At 66.2% G+C, this 17,882-nt stretch carries 23 protein-coding genes and 1 pseudogene; all 24 read right to left on the reverse strand.

Annotation, left to right across the window (positions count from 1 at the left end; translation table 11 throughout):
• Positions 1 to 3: 3 nt before the first annotated feature.
• Entirely contained in the window at positions 4 to 387 is a 384-nt protein-coding gene (gene rplR / locus ACIHAD_RS04900) for a 50S ribosomal protein L18 (RefSeq protein ID WP_397353005.1), read from the reverse strand.
• A 2-nt stretch (positions 388 to 389) separates the two neighbouring features.
• Entirely contained in the window at positions 390 to 932 is a 543-nt protein-coding gene (rplF, locus tag ACIHAD_RS04905) for a 50S ribosomal protein L6 (protein ID WP_397353007.1), read from the reverse strand.
• 17 nt (positions 933 to 949) lie between these two features.
• A complete protein-coding gene (gene rpsH / locus ACIHAD_RS04910; RefSeq protein WP_125644666.1) occupies positions 950 to 1,348 on the reverse strand; it encodes a 30S ribosomal protein S8 in 399 nt (132 codons plus the stop codon).
• A 145-nt stretch (positions 1,349 to 1,493) separates the two neighbouring features.
• Positions 1,494 to 1,679 (reverse strand): type Z 30S ribosomal protein S14, encoded by a 186-nt coding sequence (locus ACIHAD_RS04915; protein ID WP_020542298.1) that lies wholly within the window; start codon positions 1,677 to 1,679, stop codon positions 1,494 to 1,496.
• A 4-nt stretch (positions 1,680 to 1,683) separates the two neighbouring features.
• Positions 1,684 to 2,259, reverse strand: a complete 576-nt coding sequence (gene rplE, locus ACIHAD_RS04920; protein WP_397353008.1) for a 50S ribosomal protein L5 — start codon at positions 2,257 to 2,259, stop codon at positions 1,684 to 1,686.
• Positions 2,259 to 2,546 carry a 50S ribosomal protein L24 gene (gene rplX, locus ACIHAD_RS04925; RefSeq protein ID WP_397353052.1) on the reverse strand — a complete coding sequence of 96 codons (288 nt, stop codon included), beginning with the start codon at positions 2,544 to 2,546 and terminating at the stop codon, positions 2,259 to 2,261. Before rplX ends, rplE begins: the two co-directional genes overlap by 1 nt.
• Before the next feature lie 8 nt (positions 2,547 to 2,554).
• Entirely contained in the window at positions 2,555 to 2,926 is a 372-nt protein-coding gene (rplN, locus tag ACIHAD_RS04930; RefSeq protein ID WP_090769698.1) for a 50S ribosomal protein L14, read from the reverse strand.
• Positions 2,927 to 3,116: 190 nt separating this feature from the next.
• On the reverse strand, positions 3,117 to 3,410 hold the full coding sequence (rpsQ, locus tag ACIHAD_RS04935; protein ID WP_397353009.1) for a 30S ribosomal protein S17: 294 nt from the start codon (positions 3,408 to 3,410) through the stop codon (positions 3,117 to 3,119).
• Complete coding sequence (gene rpmC / locus ACIHAD_RS04940) at positions 3,403 to 3,639, reverse strand: 50S ribosomal protein L29 (RefSeq protein WP_080047279.1); 237 nt, start codon at positions 3,637 to 3,639, stop codon at positions 3,403 to 3,405. Before rpmC ends, rpsQ begins: the two co-directional genes overlap by 8 nt.
• The gene (rplP, locus tag ACIHAD_RS04945; RefSeq protein ID WP_106253402.1) at positions 3,639 to 4,058 is read right to left on the reverse strand and encodes a 50S ribosomal protein L16; all 420 of its coding nucleotides are present in this window, start codon (positions 4,056 to 4,058) and stop codon (positions 3,639 to 3,641) included. The genes rpmC and rplP overlap by 1 nt, the downstream gene beginning before the upstream one ends.
• 2 nt (positions 4,059 to 4,060) lie before the next feature.
• Positions 4,061 to 4,918, reverse strand: coding sequence for a 30S ribosomal protein S3 (gene rpsC, locus ACIHAD_RS04950; RefSeq protein WP_397353010.1), 858 nt, complete (start codon positions 4,916 to 4,918; stop codon positions 4,061 to 4,063).
• Positions 4,918 to 5,271, reverse strand: coding sequence for a 50S ribosomal protein L22 (gene rplV, locus ACIHAD_RS04955; protein WP_080043235.1), 354 nt, complete (start codon positions 5,269 to 5,271; stop codon positions 4,918 to 4,920). Before rplV ends, rpsC begins: the two co-directional genes overlap by 1 nt.
• A 31-nt stretch (positions 5,272 to 5,302) precedes the next feature.
• Positions 5,303 to 5,581: a 30S ribosomal protein S19 gene (gene rpsS / locus ACIHAD_RS04960; RefSeq protein ID WP_030451498.1), complete on the reverse strand. Its 279-nt coding sequence runs from the start codon at positions 5,579 to 5,581 to the stop codon at positions 5,303 to 5,305.
• Positions 5,582 to 5,592: 11 nt separating this feature from the next.
• On the reverse strand, positions 5,593 to 6,429 hold the full coding sequence (rplB, locus tag ACIHAD_RS04965; RefSeq protein WP_125644676.1) for a 50S ribosomal protein L2: 837 nt from the start codon (positions 6,427 to 6,429) through the stop codon (positions 5,593 to 5,595).
• Between the two features lie 106 nt (positions 6,430 to 6,535).
• Positions 6,536 to 6,838, reverse strand: a complete 303-nt coding sequence (gene rplW, locus ACIHAD_RS04970; protein ID WP_352327250.1) for a 50S ribosomal protein L23 — start codon at positions 6,836 to 6,838, stop codon at positions 6,536 to 6,538.
• The gene (gene rplD / locus ACIHAD_RS04975) at positions 6,838 to 7,488 is read right to left on the reverse strand and encodes a 50S ribosomal protein L4 (protein WP_397353011.1); all 651 of its coding nucleotides are present in this window, start codon (positions 7,486 to 7,488) and stop codon (positions 6,838 to 6,840) included. The genes rplW and rplD overlap by 1 nt, the downstream gene beginning before the upstream one ends.
• Positions 7,485 to 8,138, reverse strand: coding sequence for a 50S ribosomal protein L3 (rplC, locus tag ACIHAD_RS04980; RefSeq protein ID WP_189652107.1), 654 nt, complete (start codon positions 8,136 to 8,138; stop codon positions 7,485 to 7,487). Before rplC ends, rplD begins: the two co-directional genes overlap by 4 nt.
• A 14-nt stretch (positions 8,139 to 8,152) precedes the next feature.
• Entirely contained in the window at positions 8,153 to 8,461 is a 309-nt protein-coding gene (gene rpsJ / locus ACIHAD_RS04985) for a 30S ribosomal protein S10 (RefSeq protein ID WP_012887830.1), read from the reverse strand.
• 254 nt (positions 8,462 to 8,715) lie between these two features.
• Positions 8,716 to 9,909, reverse strand: a complete 1,194-nt coding sequence (tuf, locus tag ACIHAD_RS04990; RefSeq protein WP_352362904.1) for an elongation factor Tu — start codon at positions 9,907 to 9,909, stop codon at positions 8,716 to 8,718.
• 109 nt (positions 9,910 to 10,018) lie between these two features.
• On the reverse strand, positions 10,019 to 12,067 hold the full coding sequence (gene fusA, locus ACIHAD_RS04995; protein ID WP_397353054.1) for an elongation factor G: 2,049 nt from the start codon (positions 12,065 to 12,067) through the stop codon (positions 10,019 to 10,021).
• 90 nt (positions 12,068 to 12,157) lie between these two features.
• Positions 12,158 to 12,628 carry a 30S ribosomal protein S7 gene (gene rpsG, locus ACIHAD_RS05000; protein ID WP_043623423.1) on the reverse strand — a complete coding sequence of 157 codons (471 nt, stop codon included), beginning with the start codon at positions 12,626 to 12,628 and terminating at the stop codon, positions 12,158 to 12,160.
• 2 nt (positions 12,629 to 12,630) lie between these two features.
• A complete protein-coding gene (gene rpsL, locus ACIHAD_RS05005; RefSeq protein WP_020542315.1) occupies positions 12,631 to 13,005 on the reverse strand; it encodes a 30S ribosomal protein S12 in 375 nt (124 codons plus the stop codon).
• A 552-nt stretch (positions 13,006 to 13,557) separates the two neighbouring features.
• Positions 13,558 to 17,433, reverse strand: coding sequence for a DNA-directed RNA polymerase subunit beta' (locus ACIHAD_RS05010; RefSeq protein WP_397353012.1), 3,876 nt, complete (start codon positions 17,431 to 17,433; stop codon positions 13,558 to 13,560).
• 14 nt (positions 17,434 to 17,447) lie between these two features.
• Positions 17,448 to 17,882, reverse strand: a pseudogene (locus ACIHAD_RS05015) (DNA-directed RNA polymerase subunit beta); the annotation flags it as partial.

Consider the following 17,882-nt stretch of genomic DNA (forward strand, 5'->3'; position numbering starts at 1 on the left):
CCATCAGAATTCCAGCCCGCCTTCGCGGGCGCTGTCCGCCAGAGCCGCGATGCGACCGGCGTAGCGGTTGCCACCGCGGTCGAAGACGACCTTGGTGATCCCGGCTTCCTTGGCCCGCTGAGCGAGGAGCTCGCCGACCTTCTTGGCCTTCTCCGTCTTGTCGGCCTCAACGGTGCGCAGCGAGGCGTCCATGGTGGACGCGCTCACCAGCGTGTGACCGACGGTGTCGTCCACGATCTGGACGAACATGTGACGGGTCGAGCGGTTGACGACCAGGCGCGGACGCTCGGCCGTACCGACGACGAACTTGCGGACGCGGCGGTGACGGCGAGCCCGCGAGACGGTGCGGGCAGCCGTGTGCTTGCTGAACGCAGTCTTCGGAGCCATGCCTACTTACCAGCCTTTCCGACCTTGCGGCGGATCTGTTCGCCCTGGTAACGCACGCCCTTGCCCTTGTACGGGTCAGGCTTGCGCAACTTGCGGATGTTGGCCGCGATCTCGCCGACCTTCTGCTTGTCGATGCCGTCCACGTGGAACAGGGTCGGCTTCTCGACGCGGAAGGTGACGCCCTCGGGGGCGTCGACGATGACCGGGTGGCTGAAGCCCAGCGAGAACTCCAGCTGCGTCGGGCCCTTGGCCTGAACGCGGTAACCGACGCCGACGATCTCCAGGGACTTCGTGTACCCCTGGGTGACGCCCTGCACCATATTGGCGATCAGCGTCCGGGACAGGCCGTGCAGGGCACGGACCTTGTTCTCGTCGTTGGGCCGGGCGACGGCGATGGCGCCGTCGTCGTCACGACCGACCGTAATCGGGTCCGCGACCGTGTGAGAAAGCGTGCCCTTCGGGCCCTTGACCTGGACATCCTGGCCGGTGATCGTGATGTCTACGCCACTGGGCACAGGGATGGGCAGCCGTCCGATTCTCGACATGCTGTGATTCCTCCCCTCTACCAGACGTAGGCGAGGACTTCGCCGCCCACGCCACGCTTGCCGGCCTGCTTGTCGGTCATGAGACCGGCGGACGTCGAGATGATCGCGACGCCCAGACCGCCCAGGACTCGAGGCAGGTTGTCCTTCTTTGCATAAACCCGCAGACCGGGCTTGGAAACCCGGCGCAGGCCCGCGAGCGAACGCTCACGGGTAGGCCCGAACTTGAGCTCCACCACGAGGTTCTTTCCAACCTTGGCGTCTTCGACGGCCCAGGACTGGATGTAACCCTCCTGCTGGAGGATCTCGGCGATGTGCGCCTTGATCTTTGAATACGGCATCGACACGCTCTCGTGGTACGCCGAGTTCGCGTTACGCAGACGCGTCAGCATGTCTGCGATCGGGTCGGTCATCGTCATGGCCAGTGGCCTTCCTCGCCGCGGTTTCCAGTCGGCCAAGCAGCGCTCTGCCGGTGGACCTTCGGCGCGGTCATGGACGCGGAGCGTCCTGTCTTCTTCTGAACATGGGTCCCGGGGGACGACTCAGGGTCGCCCCCCAGGGTATCTACCAGCTCGACTTGGTGATGCCGGGCAGCTCGCCCCGGTGCGCCATCTCGCGGAAGCACACGCGGCACAGGCCGAACTTGCGGTACACGGCGCGCGGACGACCGCAACGCGAGCACCGGGTGTAGGCCCGAACCTCGAACTTCTGCTTGCGCCCCGCCTTGGCGATCAGCGACTTCTTCGCCATTGGATCAGGCCTCCTTGAAGGGGAAGCCGAGGAGCTTCAGCAGCGCCCGGCCCTGGTCGTCGGTCGTCGCGGTGGTCACGACCGTGATGTCCATGCCCCGCGGCCGGTCGACCTTGTCCTGGTCGACCTCGTGGAACATGACCTGCTCGGTCAGGCCGAACGTGTAGTTGCCGTTGCCGTCGAACTGCTTCGGCGACAGGCCGCGGAAGTCCCGGATACGGGGCAGCGCCAGCGCCAGCAGACGGTCGAGGAACTCCCACATGCGGTCGCCGCGCAGCGTGACGTGCGCACCGATCGGCATGCCCTCACGCAGCTTGAACTGCGCGATGGACTTGCGCGCCCGGACGACGGCCGGCTTCTGGCCGGTGATCACGGTGAGGTCGCGTACGGCGCCTTCGATGAGCTTGGAGTCGCGAGCCGCCTCACCGACACCCATGTTGACCTTGATCTTGGTCAGGGCCGGGATCTGCATGACGTTCTCGATGCCGAACTGCTCGCGAAGCTGGGCCGCGATCTCCTCGCGGTACTTCGTCTTGAGTCGCGGCGTCGGGCGCTCGGTCTCAGTGGTCGTGGCGGTCATCAGCTGTCCTCACCCGTCTCCTCGGCCTTGTCGGCCTTCTTGTCGGCGGGCTTCTCGTCCTTGAGCTTCTTCACGTTGGACACGTGGATGGGGCCCTCCATGGTCTGCACGCCGCCGGTCTTGGCGCCGCGCGGACCCTGGTGGGTCTCCTTCGTGTGCTTCTTGATCATGTTGACGCCCTCGATCACCACGCGGTCCTCGCGCGGGTACGTGGCGATGACGTGACCCTTGGCACCCTTGTCCTTGCCGGCGATGACCTGGACCAGGTCACCCTTCTTCACATGCAGCTTCGGCATTACAGCACCTCCGGGGCGAGCGAGATGATGCGCATGAACTTCTTGTCGCGCAGCTCGCGGCCGACCGGGCCGAAGATACGAGTGCCACGAGGGTCACCGCTGTCCTTGATGATGACGGCGGCGTTCTCGTCGAAGCGGATGTAGGAGCCGTCGGGCCGGCGGCGCTCCTTGACCGTGCGGACGACGACGGCCTTGACCACGTCGCCCTTCTTGACGCCCGTGCTGCCCGGCAGCGCGTCCTTGACAGTGGCGACGATGATGTCGCCGATACCGGCGTAGCGTCGGCCCGAGCCACCGAGAACACGGATGCAAAGGATTTCCTTCGCACCAGTGTTGTCGGCGACCTTGAGCCGCGACTCCTGCTGGATCACGTTGAACTCCTGTTAGTCGCGCCGGTTCTCATTGCTGAGCCTGGCGGAACCTGTCGTTGTCTTGTTCCCACGGCCACAGTCCACGCAGGGGCCGCACCGCAGGCGACGCGAGGCCCGGAGGACCTCGCGTCCTTGGACGCCGTCATGGGGGCCCTGAGGCCCCCACGAGGCGCGGTATATCCGAAAAGGCTTACTTGGCCTTCTCGAGGATCTCCACGACCCTCCACCGCTTGGTGGCGGAGAGGGGGCGGGTCTCCATGAGCAGCACGCGGTCGCCGACGCCGCAGGCGTTGGCCTCGTCGTGTGCCTTGTACTTGGTCGTACGGCGGATGACCTTGCCGTACAGACGGTGCTTGACGCGGTCCTCGACGGCGACGACGACGGTCTTGTCCATCTTGTCGCTGACGACCAGGCCCTCACGGACCTTGCGGAAGTGCCGCGAGTCGTTCGTCTCGGTGGTCTCGGTGGTCTCGGTCTCAGCCATCGCTCGTCTCCTTCTCGACCGTGACGATGCCAAGCTCACGCTCGCGCATCACGGTGTAGATACGGGCGATCTCGCGGCGGACGGCGCGCAGCCGCCCGTGGCTCTCCAACTGACCGGTCGCTGCCTGGAAGCGGAGGTTGAACAGCTCCTCCTTGGCCTCCTTGAGCTTCTGGACCAGGGTGTCCTGGTCCTCCACTCGCAGCTCGCCGGCGGTCAGGCCCTTAGCCATCACGCCTCACCCACTTCACGCTTAACGATCTTGCACTTCATCGGCAGCTTGTGGATCGCCCTGGTGAGGGCCTCACGCGCGACCGACTCCGCCACGCCGGACAGCTCGAACATCACGCGTCCGGGCTTGACGTTGGCGATCCACCACTCCGGCGAACCCTTACCGGAACCCATGCGGGTCTCGGCGGGCTTCTTGGTGAGGGGACGGTCGGGGTAGATGTTGATCCACACCTTGCCGCCACGGCGGATGTGACGGGTCATGGCGATACGAGCGGACTCGATCTGGCGGTTGGTCACGTAGGAGTGCTCAATCGCCTGAATGCCGAACTCGCCGAACACGACCCTGGTGCCGCCCTTGGCGGCTCCGCTGCGGTCAGGCCGGTGCTGCTTGCGGTGCTTGACCCTGCGCGGGATCAGCATGGTCAGCTCCCTTCAGCACCCGGCTGCGCAGCCGGGCCGGTCTCGGGGGCAGCGCCGGCGGGCGCCGCCGATGACGAATCAGTACGGGGGGCGCGGTCGCCACGGCCGCCGCCACGACGCGGACGGTCACCGCCGCCACGACGCGGACGCTCGCCGCCGCCACCGCGACGGTCGTCACGCTCGCGACGCTGGCCGGCACGAGCGCCGGCGGCAGCCGCCTCACGCTCGGCGCGGCTGGTCGGAGCCTCGCCCTTGTAGATCCAGACCTTCACGCCGATGCGGCCGAAGGTGGTACGGGCCTCGTAGAAGCCGTAGTCGATGTCCGCGCGAAGGGTGTGCAGCGGCACGCGACCCTCACGGTAGAACTCCGACCGCGACATCTCGGCGCCGCCCAGACGACCGGCGCACTGGACACGGATGCCCTTGGCGCCGGACTTCATGGCCGACTGCATCGCCTTGCGCATGGCGCGGCGGAACGAGACACGGCTGGACAGCTGCTCGGCGACGCCCTGAGCGACGAGCTGAGCGTCGATCTCCGGGTTCTTGACCTCGAGGATGTTGAGCTGGACCTGCTTCTTGGTCAGCTTCTCGAGGTCGCCGCGGATCCGGTCCGCCTCGGCGCCGCGGCGGCCGATCACGATGCCGGGACGCGCGGTGTGGATGTCCACCTGGACGCGGTCCGTCGTGCGCTCGATCTCGACCTTGGAGATGCCGGCCCGCTCCATGCCCTTCTGCAGCATGCGGCGGATCGCCACGTCCTCGGCGACGTACGACTTGTACAGCTTGTCGGCGTACCACCGGCTCTTGAAGTCGGTCGTGATGCCGAGGCGGAACCCGTGCGGGTTAACCTTCTGGCCCACTATCGGGTCCTTCCCTTCGGCTCGCGGGATTCCACGATCACGGTGATGTGGCTCGTCCGCTTGTTGATCCGATAGGCGCGACCCTGTGCACGCGGGCGGAACCGCTTCAGCGTCGGGCCCTCGTCGACCCAGGCGCGGCTCACGACGAGCGTGCTGGGGTCGAGGTTGAAGTTGTGCTCGGCGTTCGCCATGGCGCTGCTGAGCACCTTGTAGATCGGCTCGCTCGCCGACTGGGGAGCGAACTGCAGCACGGCCTGCGCCTCCGAAGCGGGCAGCCCGCGAATAAGGTCCACCACGCGGCGGGCCTTGAGGGGCGTGACACGGACGAACCGCGCCTGAGCCCTGGCTTCCATCGCTTACTCCTCTAAATGCTTCTGAAGGCGTCTATCGCCGGCTGCGCCGGTCTTCCTTGACGTGGCTGCGGAACGTCCGCGTGGGGGCGAACTCTCCGAGCTTGTGACCGATCATCGACTCGGTGACGAACACCGGGACGTGCTTGCGGCCGTCGTGCACGGCGATCGTGTGCCCGAGCATGTCGGGAACGATCATGGAGCGCCGCGACCACGTCTTGATGACGTTCTTGGTGCCCTTCTCGTTCTGGGCGTCCACCTTCTTCTGAAGGTGGTCGTCCACGAAGGGACCCTTCTTAAGGCTACGTGGCATTTCGGCTGCTCCTACCGCTTCTTCCTCTTGCTCCGACGACGGATGATCAGCCGGTCGCTGGACTTGTTGGCCTGGCGGGTGCGGCCCTCGGGCTTACCCTTGGGGTTCACCGGGTGGCGACCGCCGGAGGTCTTGCCCTCACCACCACCGTGCGGGTGGTCAACGGGGTTCATGGCGACACCGCGGACGGTCGGGCGCTTGCCCTTCCACCGCATACGGCCGGCCTTGCCCCAGTTGATGTTGGCCTGCTCGGCGTTGCCGACCTGGCCCACAGACGCCCGGCAGCGCACGTCGACCATGCGCATTTCACCGGACGGCATACGCAGGGTGGCGTACTGGCCTTCCTTAGCGAGCAGCTGGATCTGGGCGCCCGCGGAACGACCGAGCTTCGCGCCGCCGCCCGGACGGAGCTCCACCGCGTGGATGAAGGTACCGGTCGGGATGTTGCGCAGCGGCAGGCAGTTGCCCGGCTTGATGTCGGCAGCGGGGCCGTTCTCGATTCGGTCGCCCTGCTTGAGGCCGGTCGGCGCGATGATGTAGCGCTTCTCACCGTCGGCGTAGTGGAGCAGAGCGATGTTGGCGGTGCGGTTGGGGTCGTACTCGATGTGAGCGACCTTCGCCGGGATGCCGTCCTTGTCATGCCTACGGAAGTCGATGATCCGGTAGGCGCGCTTGTGTCCGCCGCCCTGGTGGCGAGCGGTCACCCGGCCGTGTACGTTTCGGCCGCCCTTGCTGTGAAGGGGCGCAAGCAACGACTTCTCAGGCGTGCTGCGGGTGATCTCGGAGAAGTCCGAGACACTCGACCCGCGGCGACCCGGAGTCGTCGGCTTGTACTTACGGATGCCCATCTTTTTCGTTCATCCTTCGTCGGTTACATAGGCGAGCCCGCCGCACCGAAATGCGACGGTCTCGTCCCTCGCAGACCTTTCGGCCCGCTTCCTATCTATGGCGCTGCTAGCCGATCTGACCGAAGATGTCGATCCGATCGCCCTCGACCAGGCTCACGATGGCGCGCTTGGTGTCGGGACGCTTGCCGAAACCGGTGCGGGTGCGCTTGCGCTTGCCCGTCCGGTTGATGGTGTTCACGCTGGTGACCTTGACCCCGAAGATCTGCTCAACAGCGATCTTGACCTGGGTCTTGTTCGCGGTCTTCTTCACCAGGAACGTGTACTTGTTGTTCTCATCGATCAGGCCGTAGCTCTTCTCAGAGACGACCGGCTTGATGATGATGTCGCGCGGGTCGGCGATCTTCTCCATCAGGCGTCTTCCTTCCCGCCCTGGCTCAGCCGCGCGACGACCTGGTCGTACGCCTCCTGGGTGAAGACCACGTCGTCGTGCACGAGCACGTCGTAGGTGTTGAGCTGCCCGGCGTCCAGCAGGTGGACCTCGGGAGCGTTACGCAGGCTCATCCAGGTCAGCTCGTCGGCCTCGTCGACGACGACGAGCACGCGGGAAGCCTGAGTGATCTTGCGCAGGGCCTCAAGGGCAGCCTTGGTCTTGGGGGTCTCCCCCGTGACCAGCGTGCTGACCACGTGGACGCGACCGCCACCGGCCCTGTCGGACAGCGCGCCGCGGAGCGCGGCGGCCTTCATCTTCTTGGGCGTGCGCTGCGAGTAGTCACGCGGCACGGGCCCGTGGACGACGCCACCGCCGGCGAACTGCGGCGCGCGGGTCGAGCCCTGACGGGCGCGGCCGGTGCCCTTCTGGCGGTACGGCTTCTTGCCGCCACCGCGGACCTCACCACGGGTCTTGGCCTTGTGGGTGCCCTGCCGGCGAGCGGCGAGCTGGGCCACGACCACCTGGTGGATCAGCGGAACGTTGACCGTCGTGCCGAAGACGTCTTCGGGCAGTTCGACGGTGCCGGCCTTGGCGCCGCTGGCGTCGAGGACGTCAATAGTGGTGCTCACTTCGCAGCCCCCTTCTTGGCAGCGGTGCGGACGAGGACCAGGCTGCCGTTAGCGCCGGGGATCGCACCCTTGATCAGGATGAGGCCCTTCTCGGCGTCCACGGAGTGAACCTTGAGGCTCTGCACAGTGGTGCGGACGTTACCCATCCGACCAGCCATGCGCAGGCCCTTGAATACGCGGCCCGGGGTGGCGCAGCCACCGATGGAACCCGGCGAGCGGTGCTTGCGCTGCGTACCGTGCGACGCGCCCAGACCAGCGAAGCCGTGCCGCTTCATGACACCGGCGAAGCCCTTGCCCTTGCTCTTGCCCGTCACATCGACGAACTGGCCGGCCTCGAAGGTGTCGGCCAGCAGCTCCTGGCCCAGGGTGTAGTCGCTCGCGTCGTCGGTGCGGATCTCCGCGAAGTAACGGCGCGGGGTGATGTCGTGCTTACGCAGGTAGTCGCCGAGCGGCTTGTTGACCTTCCGGGGGTCGACCTGCCCGAAGCCGAGCTGAACGGCGGAGTAGCCGTCCTTCTCTGCGGTGCGGACCCGGGTCACCACGCACGGACCGGCCTCGACCACGGTCACCGGAACCATCCGGTTGTCCGCGTCGAAGACCTGGGTCATGCCGAGCTTCTTGCCCAGGACGCCCTTGATCGTCTTAGCCATGTCAGTGCGTTCCCTCAGAGCTTGATCGAAATGTCGACACCCGCGGGGAGGTCGAGCCGCATGAGCGAGTCAACCGTCTTGGGGGTCGGGTCGATGATGTCAATCAGCCGCTTGTGCGTGCGCATCTCGAAGTGCTCGCGGCTGTCCTTGTACTTGTGCGGCGAGCGGATGACGCAGTACACGTTCTTCTCGGTCGGCAGCGGCACCGGGCCCGCGACCTTCGCGCCAGTCCGCGTCACCGTCTCGACGATCTTCTTGGCCGAGCTATCGATGACCTCGTGGTCATAGGCCTTAAGCCGGATGCGGATCTTCTGTCCCGCCATAGTGGCCTCGGTGTCCTTCGCTGTCGTCTGAAAAAGTATCGTGCGGCCTTGTGCCGCTGTGCTGGTGCAGGTATGACCCTGCGTAACCCCACGAGACAGACACTGTTGATCTGTCTTTTCTTCCGTGATCCGGCAGTTACTTCGGTCACTATGGCCGAAGCGACTGCTGGATCACGGCGCTTTACGCGAGGCCCTTGACGTGGTGCGGCGGTCGGCCCTGAAGTGCGGGGCCGACCGCCACCCCGACGGTCGAGCTACTTGATGATCTTCACGACCCGGCCGGCGCCGACGGTGCGGCCACCCTCACGGATCGCGAACTTGAGGCCTTCCTCCATGGCGATGGGCTGGATCAGCTCAACGCGCATTTCGGTGTTGTCGCCCGGCATGACCATCTCGGTGCCCTCGGGGAGGTTCACAACACCGGTCACGTCAGTCGTACGGAAGTAGAACTGCGGGCGGTAGTTGTTGAAGAACGGCGTGTGGCGGCCGCCCTCGTCCTTGGACAGGATGTAGACCTGGCCGGTGAACTCGGTGTGCGGGGTCGTCGTGCCCGGCTTGATGATGCACTGGCCGCGCTCGACGTCGTCGCGCTTGATGCCGCGGAGCAGCAGAGCGGCGTTGTCACCGGCGTGACCCTCGTCGAGCATCTTGTTGAACATCTCGATGCTGGTGACGGTGGTGGTCGTCTTCTCCGGCTTGATGCCGATGATGTCGACCTGCTCGTTGACCTTGACGATGCCGCGCTCGATACGACCGGTGACGACGGTGCCGCGACCGGTGATCGAGAAGACGTCCTCGACCGGCATGAGGAACGGCTTCTCCGTGTCACGGGGAGGCTCGGGGACGTTCTCGTCCACCGCGTTCATCAGCTCGATGATGCTGTCGGCCCACTTCTCGTCACCCTCAAGAGCCTTGAGAGCCGAGACGCGGACGACGGGCAGGTCGTCGCCGGGGAACTCCTGCGCGGACAGGAGCTCACGGACCTCCAGCTCGACGAGCTCGAGGATCTCCTCGTCGTCGACCATGTCGGCCTTGTTCAGCGCCACGACGATGTAGGGGACGCCGACCTGGCGGGCCAGGAGGACGTGCTCCTTCGTCTGCGGCATCGGGCCGTCGGTGGCGGCGACCACGAGGATCGCGCCGTCCATCTGAGCGGCACCGGTGATCATGTTCTTCACGTAGTCGGCGTGACCGGGGCAGTCAACGTGAGCGTAGTGACGCTTCTCGGTCTGGTACTCGACGTGCGCGATGGAGATCGTGATACCACGAGCCTTCTCCTCGGGCGCCTTGTCGATCTTGTCGAACGGGGTCGCCTTGTTGAGCTCGGGGTAACGGTCGTGAAGCACCTTGGTGATCGCCGCGGTCAGCGTGGTCTTGCCGTGGTCGATGTGTCCAATGGTGCCGATGTTCATGTGCGGCTTGGTCCGCTCGAACTTGGCCTTGCCCACTGGTTCTCTCCTTGAGAATCTGACTGACTTTCGTCTGCACACTCGGGCCCGGGGAATCCCAGACCCCTAGGCGGTGGGGTGGCTCGCACCACCCCACCAGGGACCGGAACTATTCGCCCCGGGCCTTCGCGACGATCTCCTTGGCGATGCCCGGGGGCACCTCCGAGTAGGAGTCGAACTGCATGCTGTAGCTCGCGCGCCCCTGCGTCTTGCTACGCAGGTCACCCACGTAGCCGAACATCTCAGACAGCGGCACGAGCGCCTGGACGACTCGGGCGCCGGCCCGCTCGTCCATCGCCTGGATCTGCCCGCGGCGACCGTTGAGGTCACCGATGACGTCACCCATGTAGTCCTCGGGCGTGGTGACCTCGACGGCCATCATCGGCTCGAGAAGAACGGCGTCCGCCTTGCGCGCGGCCTCCTTGAAGGCCATCGAGCCAGCGATCTTGAACGCCATTTCCGAGGAGTCGACGTCGTGGGCGGCACCGTCGGTCAGCGTAACCTTCACGCCCACCATCGGGTAACCGGCCAGCACGCCGAACTCGGCGGCCTCCTGGGCGCCGGCGTCGACCGAGGGGATGTACTCCCTCGGGACGCGGCCACCCGAGACCTTGTTCTGGAACTCGTAGCCGTCGTTGCCCTCGCCCAGCGGCTCCAGGTCGATGATCACCCGCGCGAACTGACCGGAACCACCGGTCTGCTTCTTGTGGGTGTAGTCGACCTTCTCCACCTTGCGGCGGATGGTCTCGCGGTAGGCCACCTGCGGGCGGCCCACGTTGGCCTCGACCTTGAACTCACGACGCATACGGTCGACGAGGATCTCCAGGTGAAGCTCGCCCATGCCCCAGATGACCGTCTGACCGGTCTCCTCGTCACGACGGACCTGGAAGGACGGGTCCTCCTCGGCCAGCCGCTGAATGGCGGTGGACAGCTTCTCCTGGTCGCCCTTGGTCTTGGGCTCGATGGCGACGTTGATGACCGGAGCCGGGAACGTCATCGACTCGAGCACGACCGGGTTCGACGGGTCGGCAAGGGTGTCGCCGGTCGTGGTGTCCTTCAGACCCATGACGGCGACGATCTGACCGGCGATCGCCTGCGGGCGCTCTTCGCGCTTGTTGGCGTGCATCTGGTAGATCTTGCCGATCCGCTCCTTCTTGCCCTTCACCGAGTTCACGACCTGTGAACCGGTGTCGAGGGTGCCGGAGTAGATGCGGATGTAGGTGAGCTTGCCCAGGTGCGGGTCGCTGGCGATCTTGAAGGCCAGCGCGGAGAACGGCTCGGTCGGGTCCGCGTGACGCTCGATCACCTTCTCCTCGTTGCCGACCGCGTAACCCTTGAACGCCGGGATGTCGGTCGGGGCGGGGAGGTAGGCGACGATCGCGTCGAGCAGGGGCTGGACGCCCTTGTTCTTGAACGCGGTGCCGCACAGCACCGGGTTGATGGAGCTGCTCAGCGTGGCGCGGCGGATGGCCGCGACCAGCTGCTCCTCGGTGGGCTCGGTGCCCTCCAGGAAGAGCTCCATCAGCTCGTCGTCGTTCTCGGCGACCGTCTCGATGAGGCGGTCACGCCACTCGCGGGCGGCGTCGGCGTGGTCGGCCGGGATGTCGACGGTGTCGTACATCTCGCCCTTGGCCGCCTCGGCGCTCCAGATGAGCCCCTTCATCGTGATGAGGTCGATGACGCCCTTGAAGTCGGCCTCGACACCCCACGGAAGCTGGATCACAGCGGGGGTCGCGCCCAGGCGGCTGACCATCATCTCGACGCAGCGGTGGAACTCCGCGCCGACACGGTCCATCTTGTTCACGAAGCAGATGCGCGGGACCTCGTAGCGGTCGGCCTGCCGCCACACCGTCTCCGACTGCGGCTCGACACCGGCGACACCGTCGAACACGGCGACGGCACCGTCGAGGACGCGGAGCGAGCGCTCCACTTCGATGGTGAAGTCGACGTGACCCGGAGTGTCGATGATGTTGATGGTGTGACCGGTCCACTCACAGGTCGTCGCGGCAGACGTGATCGTGATGCCGCGCTCCTGCTCCTGCTCCATCCAGTCCATGGTGGCAGCGCCCTCGTGGACTTCACCGATCTTGTAGTTGATACCGGTGTAGAACAGGATGCGCTCGGTCGTGGTGGTCTTGCCCGCGTCGATGTGGGCCATGATCCCGATGTTGCGGACCTTGGCCAGGTCAAGAGCGGTCGTAGCGGCCACTTTAACTCGCGTCCTCGTCGTCTCGTCGAACCCGCCGGGTTACCAGCGGTAGTGGGCGAAGGCCTTGTTGGACTCGGCCATCTTGTGGGTGTCCTCGCGCTTCTTGACACTCGCTCCGAGGCCGTTGCTGGCGTCGAGGAGCTCGTTCATGAGGCGCTCGGTCATGGTCTTCTCGCGGCGGGCACGGGAGTACTGCACCAGCCAGCGCAGGGCCAGGGTGGTGCTGCGCGCGGCGCGCACCTCGACCGGCACCTGGTACGTCGCGCCACCGACACGGCGGCTGCGGACCTCGAGGGTCGGCTTGACGTTGTCAAGCGCGCGCTTGAGGGTGACGACCGGGTCGTTGCCCGTCTTCTCCCTGCAACCTTCGAGGGCGCCGTACACGATCGACTGCGCGATGGAACGCTTGCCGTCCAGGAGCACCTTGTTGATCAGAGCGGTCACCAGCGGCGAGCTGTAAACCGGGTCAGACATGAGCTGACGACGGCCAGGAGAACCCTTACGAGGCATTGTTAGCTCTTCTCCTTCTTCGCGCCGTAGCGGCTGCGGGCCTGCTTGCGGTTGCGGACACCCTGAGTGTCCAGCGAACCGCGGATGATCTTGTAGCGAACACCAGGCAGGTCCTTCACACGACCGCCACGCACGAGCACGATGGAGTGCTCCTGCAGGTTGTGGCCCACACCGGGGATGTAAGCCGTGACCTCGATGCCGTTCGTGAGCCGAACGCGGGCCACCTTACGCAGTGCCGAGTTGGGCTTCTTGGGGGTGGTGGTGTAAACGCGCTGGCACACACCGCGCCGCTGCGGACTCCCCTTGAGGGCAGGAGTCTTGGTCTTGGAGACCTTGTCCTGCCGGCCCTTGCGGACCAACTGCTGAATAGTGGGCACTGCCACTCCGTTTCGTGCCTTGGCCGGTGTTACGTCATTGGGTGTTGCTTTTCGCAGGTTCTGCCGGTGTCATGACCTGCTGTTTTTCCTCGTCTCGGCGCCCCCGCGGTCGGGCGTGTCGCGCTATTCACACAGACACAGCCACGGAGACTTGCGAGCCTGAGAGTCCAGCCGACGCTCTCCCTATGGATGTGAGCGCACAGCCGAAAGCCCGCTAGAGACGGGCACGATGCTCAAGACTACCCAGGCCCAGCCGACACGTCAAAACGGCACGGCAACGCCTGTCGGCCTCGCCGCTCCGTGCCACCGGGGCCTGTCTCATCCAGCCCATCCGAAGCGCCGCGGCAATGATACCCGTACTGGGGACCGACGTGTGCCGATTCGCCACGGAGCCCCGCAACCGGCCCACAGGCCGTCGTGGCGGCGGACCCTCGGCCCCGGACCACCCCAGGCCCCTGAGAGCGCCTGTGGCCGTCTACGGCAGCGCGTACGGCCGGAAAACGACGCGCCCGGGCCTCTCGGAAGAGACCCGGGCGCGTCGCCTGCGAACTGCTATCGGTTGTACTGACCGAAGTCGTACTCCTCCAGCGGGACGGCCTCGCCGCTGCCCGTGCCGAAGGTGTAGTCGGCCGCCGAACCGTCGTAACCGCCGACGGTGTACATGGCCGCCTTGGCCTCCTCGGTCGGCTCGACCCGGATGTTGCGGTACTGGGGCATGCCCGTACCGGCCGGGATGAGCTTACCGATGATGACGTTCTCCTTCAGGCCCAGCAGCGAGTCGGACTTGGCGTGGATCGCCGCGTCCGTCAGCACCCTGGTCGTCTCCTGGAAGGAGGCCGCCGACAGCCACGACTCGGTGGCCAGCGACGCCTTCGTGATGCCCATGAGCACCGGACGGCCCGCGGCCGGCGAGCCGCTCTCGGCCACCGTCTCGCGGTTCATCTGCTCGAAGCGCGGACGCTCCACCAGCTCGCCGGGCAGCAGGTCGGTGTCACCGGACTCCAGCACGTTCACGCGCTTGAGCATCTGCCGCACGATGATCTCGATGTGCTTGTCGTGGATCGACACACCCTGCGACCGGTAGACCTGCTGGACCTCGGCCACCAGGTGCAGCTGCACGGCCCGCGGGCCGAGGATGCGCAGCACCTCGTTGGGGTTGACCGCACCGGCGATCAGCTGATGGCCGACCGTCACGCGCTGACCGTCCTGGACGAGCAGGCGCGAACGCATCGAGACCGGGTAGGCGATCTCCTCCGAACCGTCGTCGGGGGTGATGACGATCTTCCTGGTCTTGTCGGTCTCGTCGATCCGGGCCCGGCCCTCGGCCTCGGAGATCGGGGCGACACCCTTGGGGATGCGCGCCTCGAACAGCTCCGTGACACGGGGCAGACCGTGGGTGATGTCGGCGCCGGCCACACCACCGGTGTGGAACGTACGCATCGTCAGCTGCGTGCCGGGCTCACCGATCGACTGGGCGGCGATGATGCCGACCGCCTCGCCGACGTCCACGAGCTTGCCGGTGGCCAGCGAGCGGCCGTAGCAGGTCGCGCAGACACCGATCTTGGCCTCGCAGACGAGCGCGCTGCGGGTGCGGACGGTCTCGACGCCGGCCTCGACCAGCTTCGTCACGTGGATGTCGTTGATGTCGACACCCGCCGGGACGATGACCTTGCCGTCGACCTCGACGTCCTCGGCCATGATGCGGCCGTGCACGTTGGACTCGGCGTTCTCCGCCTTGACCAGGTTGCCCGACGCGTCGCGATCGCCGACGTGCAGCGGGACCGCGCGGTCGGTGCCGCAGTCGATCTCGCGGACGATGACGTCCTGGGCGACGTCCACCAGACGACGGGTCAGGTAACCCGAGTCGGCGGTACGCAGGGCGGTGTCGGCCAGACCCTTCCGCTGACCGTGGGTGGAGATGAAGTACTCCAGAACCGACAGGCCCTCACGGAAGGAGGCCTTGATCGGCCGCGGGATCGTCTCACCCTTGGTGTTGGACACCAGGCCACGGATACCGGCGATCTGCCGGACCTGCATCTTGTTACCACGGGCGCCCGAGTTGACCATCATCCAGACCGGGTTGGTCGCCGGGAAGGCGTTGACCATGTCGGTCTCGACGTCGGCCGTGGCGTGGGTCCAGATCTCGATGAGCTCCTGACGGCGCTCCTCGTCGGTGATCAGACCACGCTCGTACTCGCGCTGGACCTTGTCGGCCCGGCGCTCGTAGTTCTCCATGATGTCGGTCTTGTTCGGCGGCGCGACGACGTCCTCGATCGAGATCGTGACGCCGGAGCGGGTCGCCCAGCGGAAGCCCGCGTCCTTGAGCGCGTCGAGCGAGTTGGCGACCTCGACCTTGGGGTAGGTGTCGGCCAGCTCGTTCACGATCGTGGACAGCTGCTTCTTGCCCACCTGGAAGTTGACGAACGGGTAGCTCTCGGGGAGCGTCTGGTTGAACAGGCACCGCCCGAACGTCGTCTCCAGCCGGATCGGGTCACCCTGCTCCCAGCCCTCCGGAGCGACCCAGTCGCGCGGCGGCAGGACGTCCTTGACCCGGATCTGGATCTTCGCCTGGATCTCCAGCTCGCGGCGGTCGAAGGCCATCTGCGCCTCGGCGATCGAGCCGAACACACGGCCCTCGCCGATCGCGCCCTCCTTGTGGGTGGTCAGCCAGTAGAGGCCGATGACCATGTCCTGGGTGGGCATCGTCACGGGCTTGCCGTCGGCCGGCTTGAGGATGTTGTTGGTCGAGAGCATCAGGATGCGTGCCTCGGCCTGGGCCTCAGCCGACAGCGGCAGGTGCACGGCCATCTGGTCGCCGTCGAAGTCCGCGTTGAAGGCGGTGCAGACGAGCGGGTGGATCTGGATGGCCTTGCCCTCGACCAGCTGCGGCTCGAACGCCTGGATGCCCAGACGGTGGAGCGTCGGAGCGCGGTTGAGCAGCACCGGGTGCTCGGTGATGACCTCTTCGAGCACGTCCCACACGACAGGGCGGGCGCGCTCGACCATCCGCTTGGCCGACTTGATGTTCTGCGCGTGGTTGAGGTCCACGAGCCTCTTCATCACGAACGGCTTGAACAGCTCCAGCGCCATCTGCTTGGGCAGACCGCACTGGTGCAGCTTGAGCTGCGGGCCGACGACGATGACCGAACGGCCGGAGTAGTCGACTCGCTTGCCCAGCAGGTTCTGGCGGAAACGACCCTGCTTGCCCTTCAGCATGTCGCTGAGGGACTTCAGCGGCCGGTTGCCGGGGCCGGTCACCGGACGACCGCGACGGCCGTTGTCGAACAGCGCGTCGACGGCCTCCTGGAGCATCCGCTTCTCGTTGTTCACGATGATCTCGGGCGCGCCGAGGTCGAGCAGACGCTTGAGGCGGTTGTTCCGGTTGATGACCCGGCGGTACAGGTCGTTGAGGTCGGAGGTCGCGAACCGGCCACCGTCGAGCTGCACCATCGGGCGCAGGTCCGGCGGGATGACCGGGATGCAGTCGAGCACCATGCCGCGCGGCGAGTTGGTCGTGTTCAGGAACGCCGACACGACCTTGAGCCGCTTGAGGGCGCGGGCCTTCTTCTGGCCCTTGCCGCTGCGGATGGTCTCGCGCAGGTTCTCGGCCTCGGCGTCGAGGTCGAAGCTGATCAGGCGGTCCTGGATCGCCTGCGCGCCCATGCCGCCCTTGAAGTAGCGGCCGAAGCGGTCGCGCATCTCGCGGTAGAGCAGCTCGTCGCCCTCAAGGTCCTGGACCTTGAGGTTCTTGAAGCGGCTCCAGACCTCGTCGAGCCGGTCCAGCTCGCGCTGGGCACGGTCGCGGAGCTGGCGCATCTCGCGCTCGGCGCCCTCGCGGACCTTGCGCCGCTGGTCGCCCTTGGCGCCGGCGGCCTCCAGCTCGGCCAGGTCGGACTCGAGCTTCTTCTGCCTGGCCTCGACGTCGGCGTCACGGCGCTGCTCGATGTGCTGCCGCTCGACGGAGATCTTCGCCTCCAGCGAGGGCAGGTCACGCTCACGCATGTCGGTGTCGACCTGCGTGATCATGTACGCCGCGAAGTAGATGACCTTCTCCAGGTCCTTCGGGGCCAGGTCGAGCAGGTAGCCGAGGCGCGACGGCACGCCCTTGAAGTACCAGATGTGCGTGACGGGCGCGGCCAGCTCGATGTGGCCCATCCGCTCACGACGCACCTTGGCCCGGGTCACCTCGACGCCGCAGCGCTCACAGATGATGCCCTTGAACCGGACGCGCTTGTACTTGCCGCAGTAGCACTCCCAGTCGCGGGTCGGGCCGAAGATCTTCTCGCAGAAGAGTCCGTCCTTTTCCGGCTTGAGAGTCCGGTAGTTGATGGTCTCGGGCTTCTTGACCTCGCCGTGCGACCACTGACGGATGTCGTCGGCGGTCGCAAGACCGATCCTGAGCTCGTCGAAGAAGTTGACGTCTAGCATTTGCGATCTCCCCCTCAGACTTCTTCCACGCTGCTCGGCTCACGCCGGGACAGATCGATACCGAGTTCCTCCGCCGCGCGGAAGACGTCCTCGTCGGTGTCGCGCATCTCGATGGACATGCCGTCGCTGGAGAGCACCTCGACGTTCAGGCACAGCGACTGCATTTCCTTGATGAGGACCTTGAAGGACTCCGGAATGCCCGGCTCGGGGATGTTCTCGCCCTTGACGATCGCCTCGTAGACCTTCACCCGGCCCAGCACGTCGTCGGACTTGATGGTCAGCAGCTCCTGCAGGGCGTAGGCGGCGCCGTAGGCCTCCAGCGCCCACACCTCCATCTCACCGAAGCGCTGGCCGCCGAACTGGGCCTTACCACCCAGCGGCTGCTGCGTGATCATGGAGTACGGGCCGGTCGACCGGGCATGGATCTTGTCGTCGACCAGGTGCAGCAG

This window comes from Nonomuraea sp. NPDC052265, from assembly GCF_044547985.1.
GTDB lineage: Bacteria > Actinomycetota > Actinomycetes > Streptosporangiales > Streptosporangiaceae > Nonomuraea.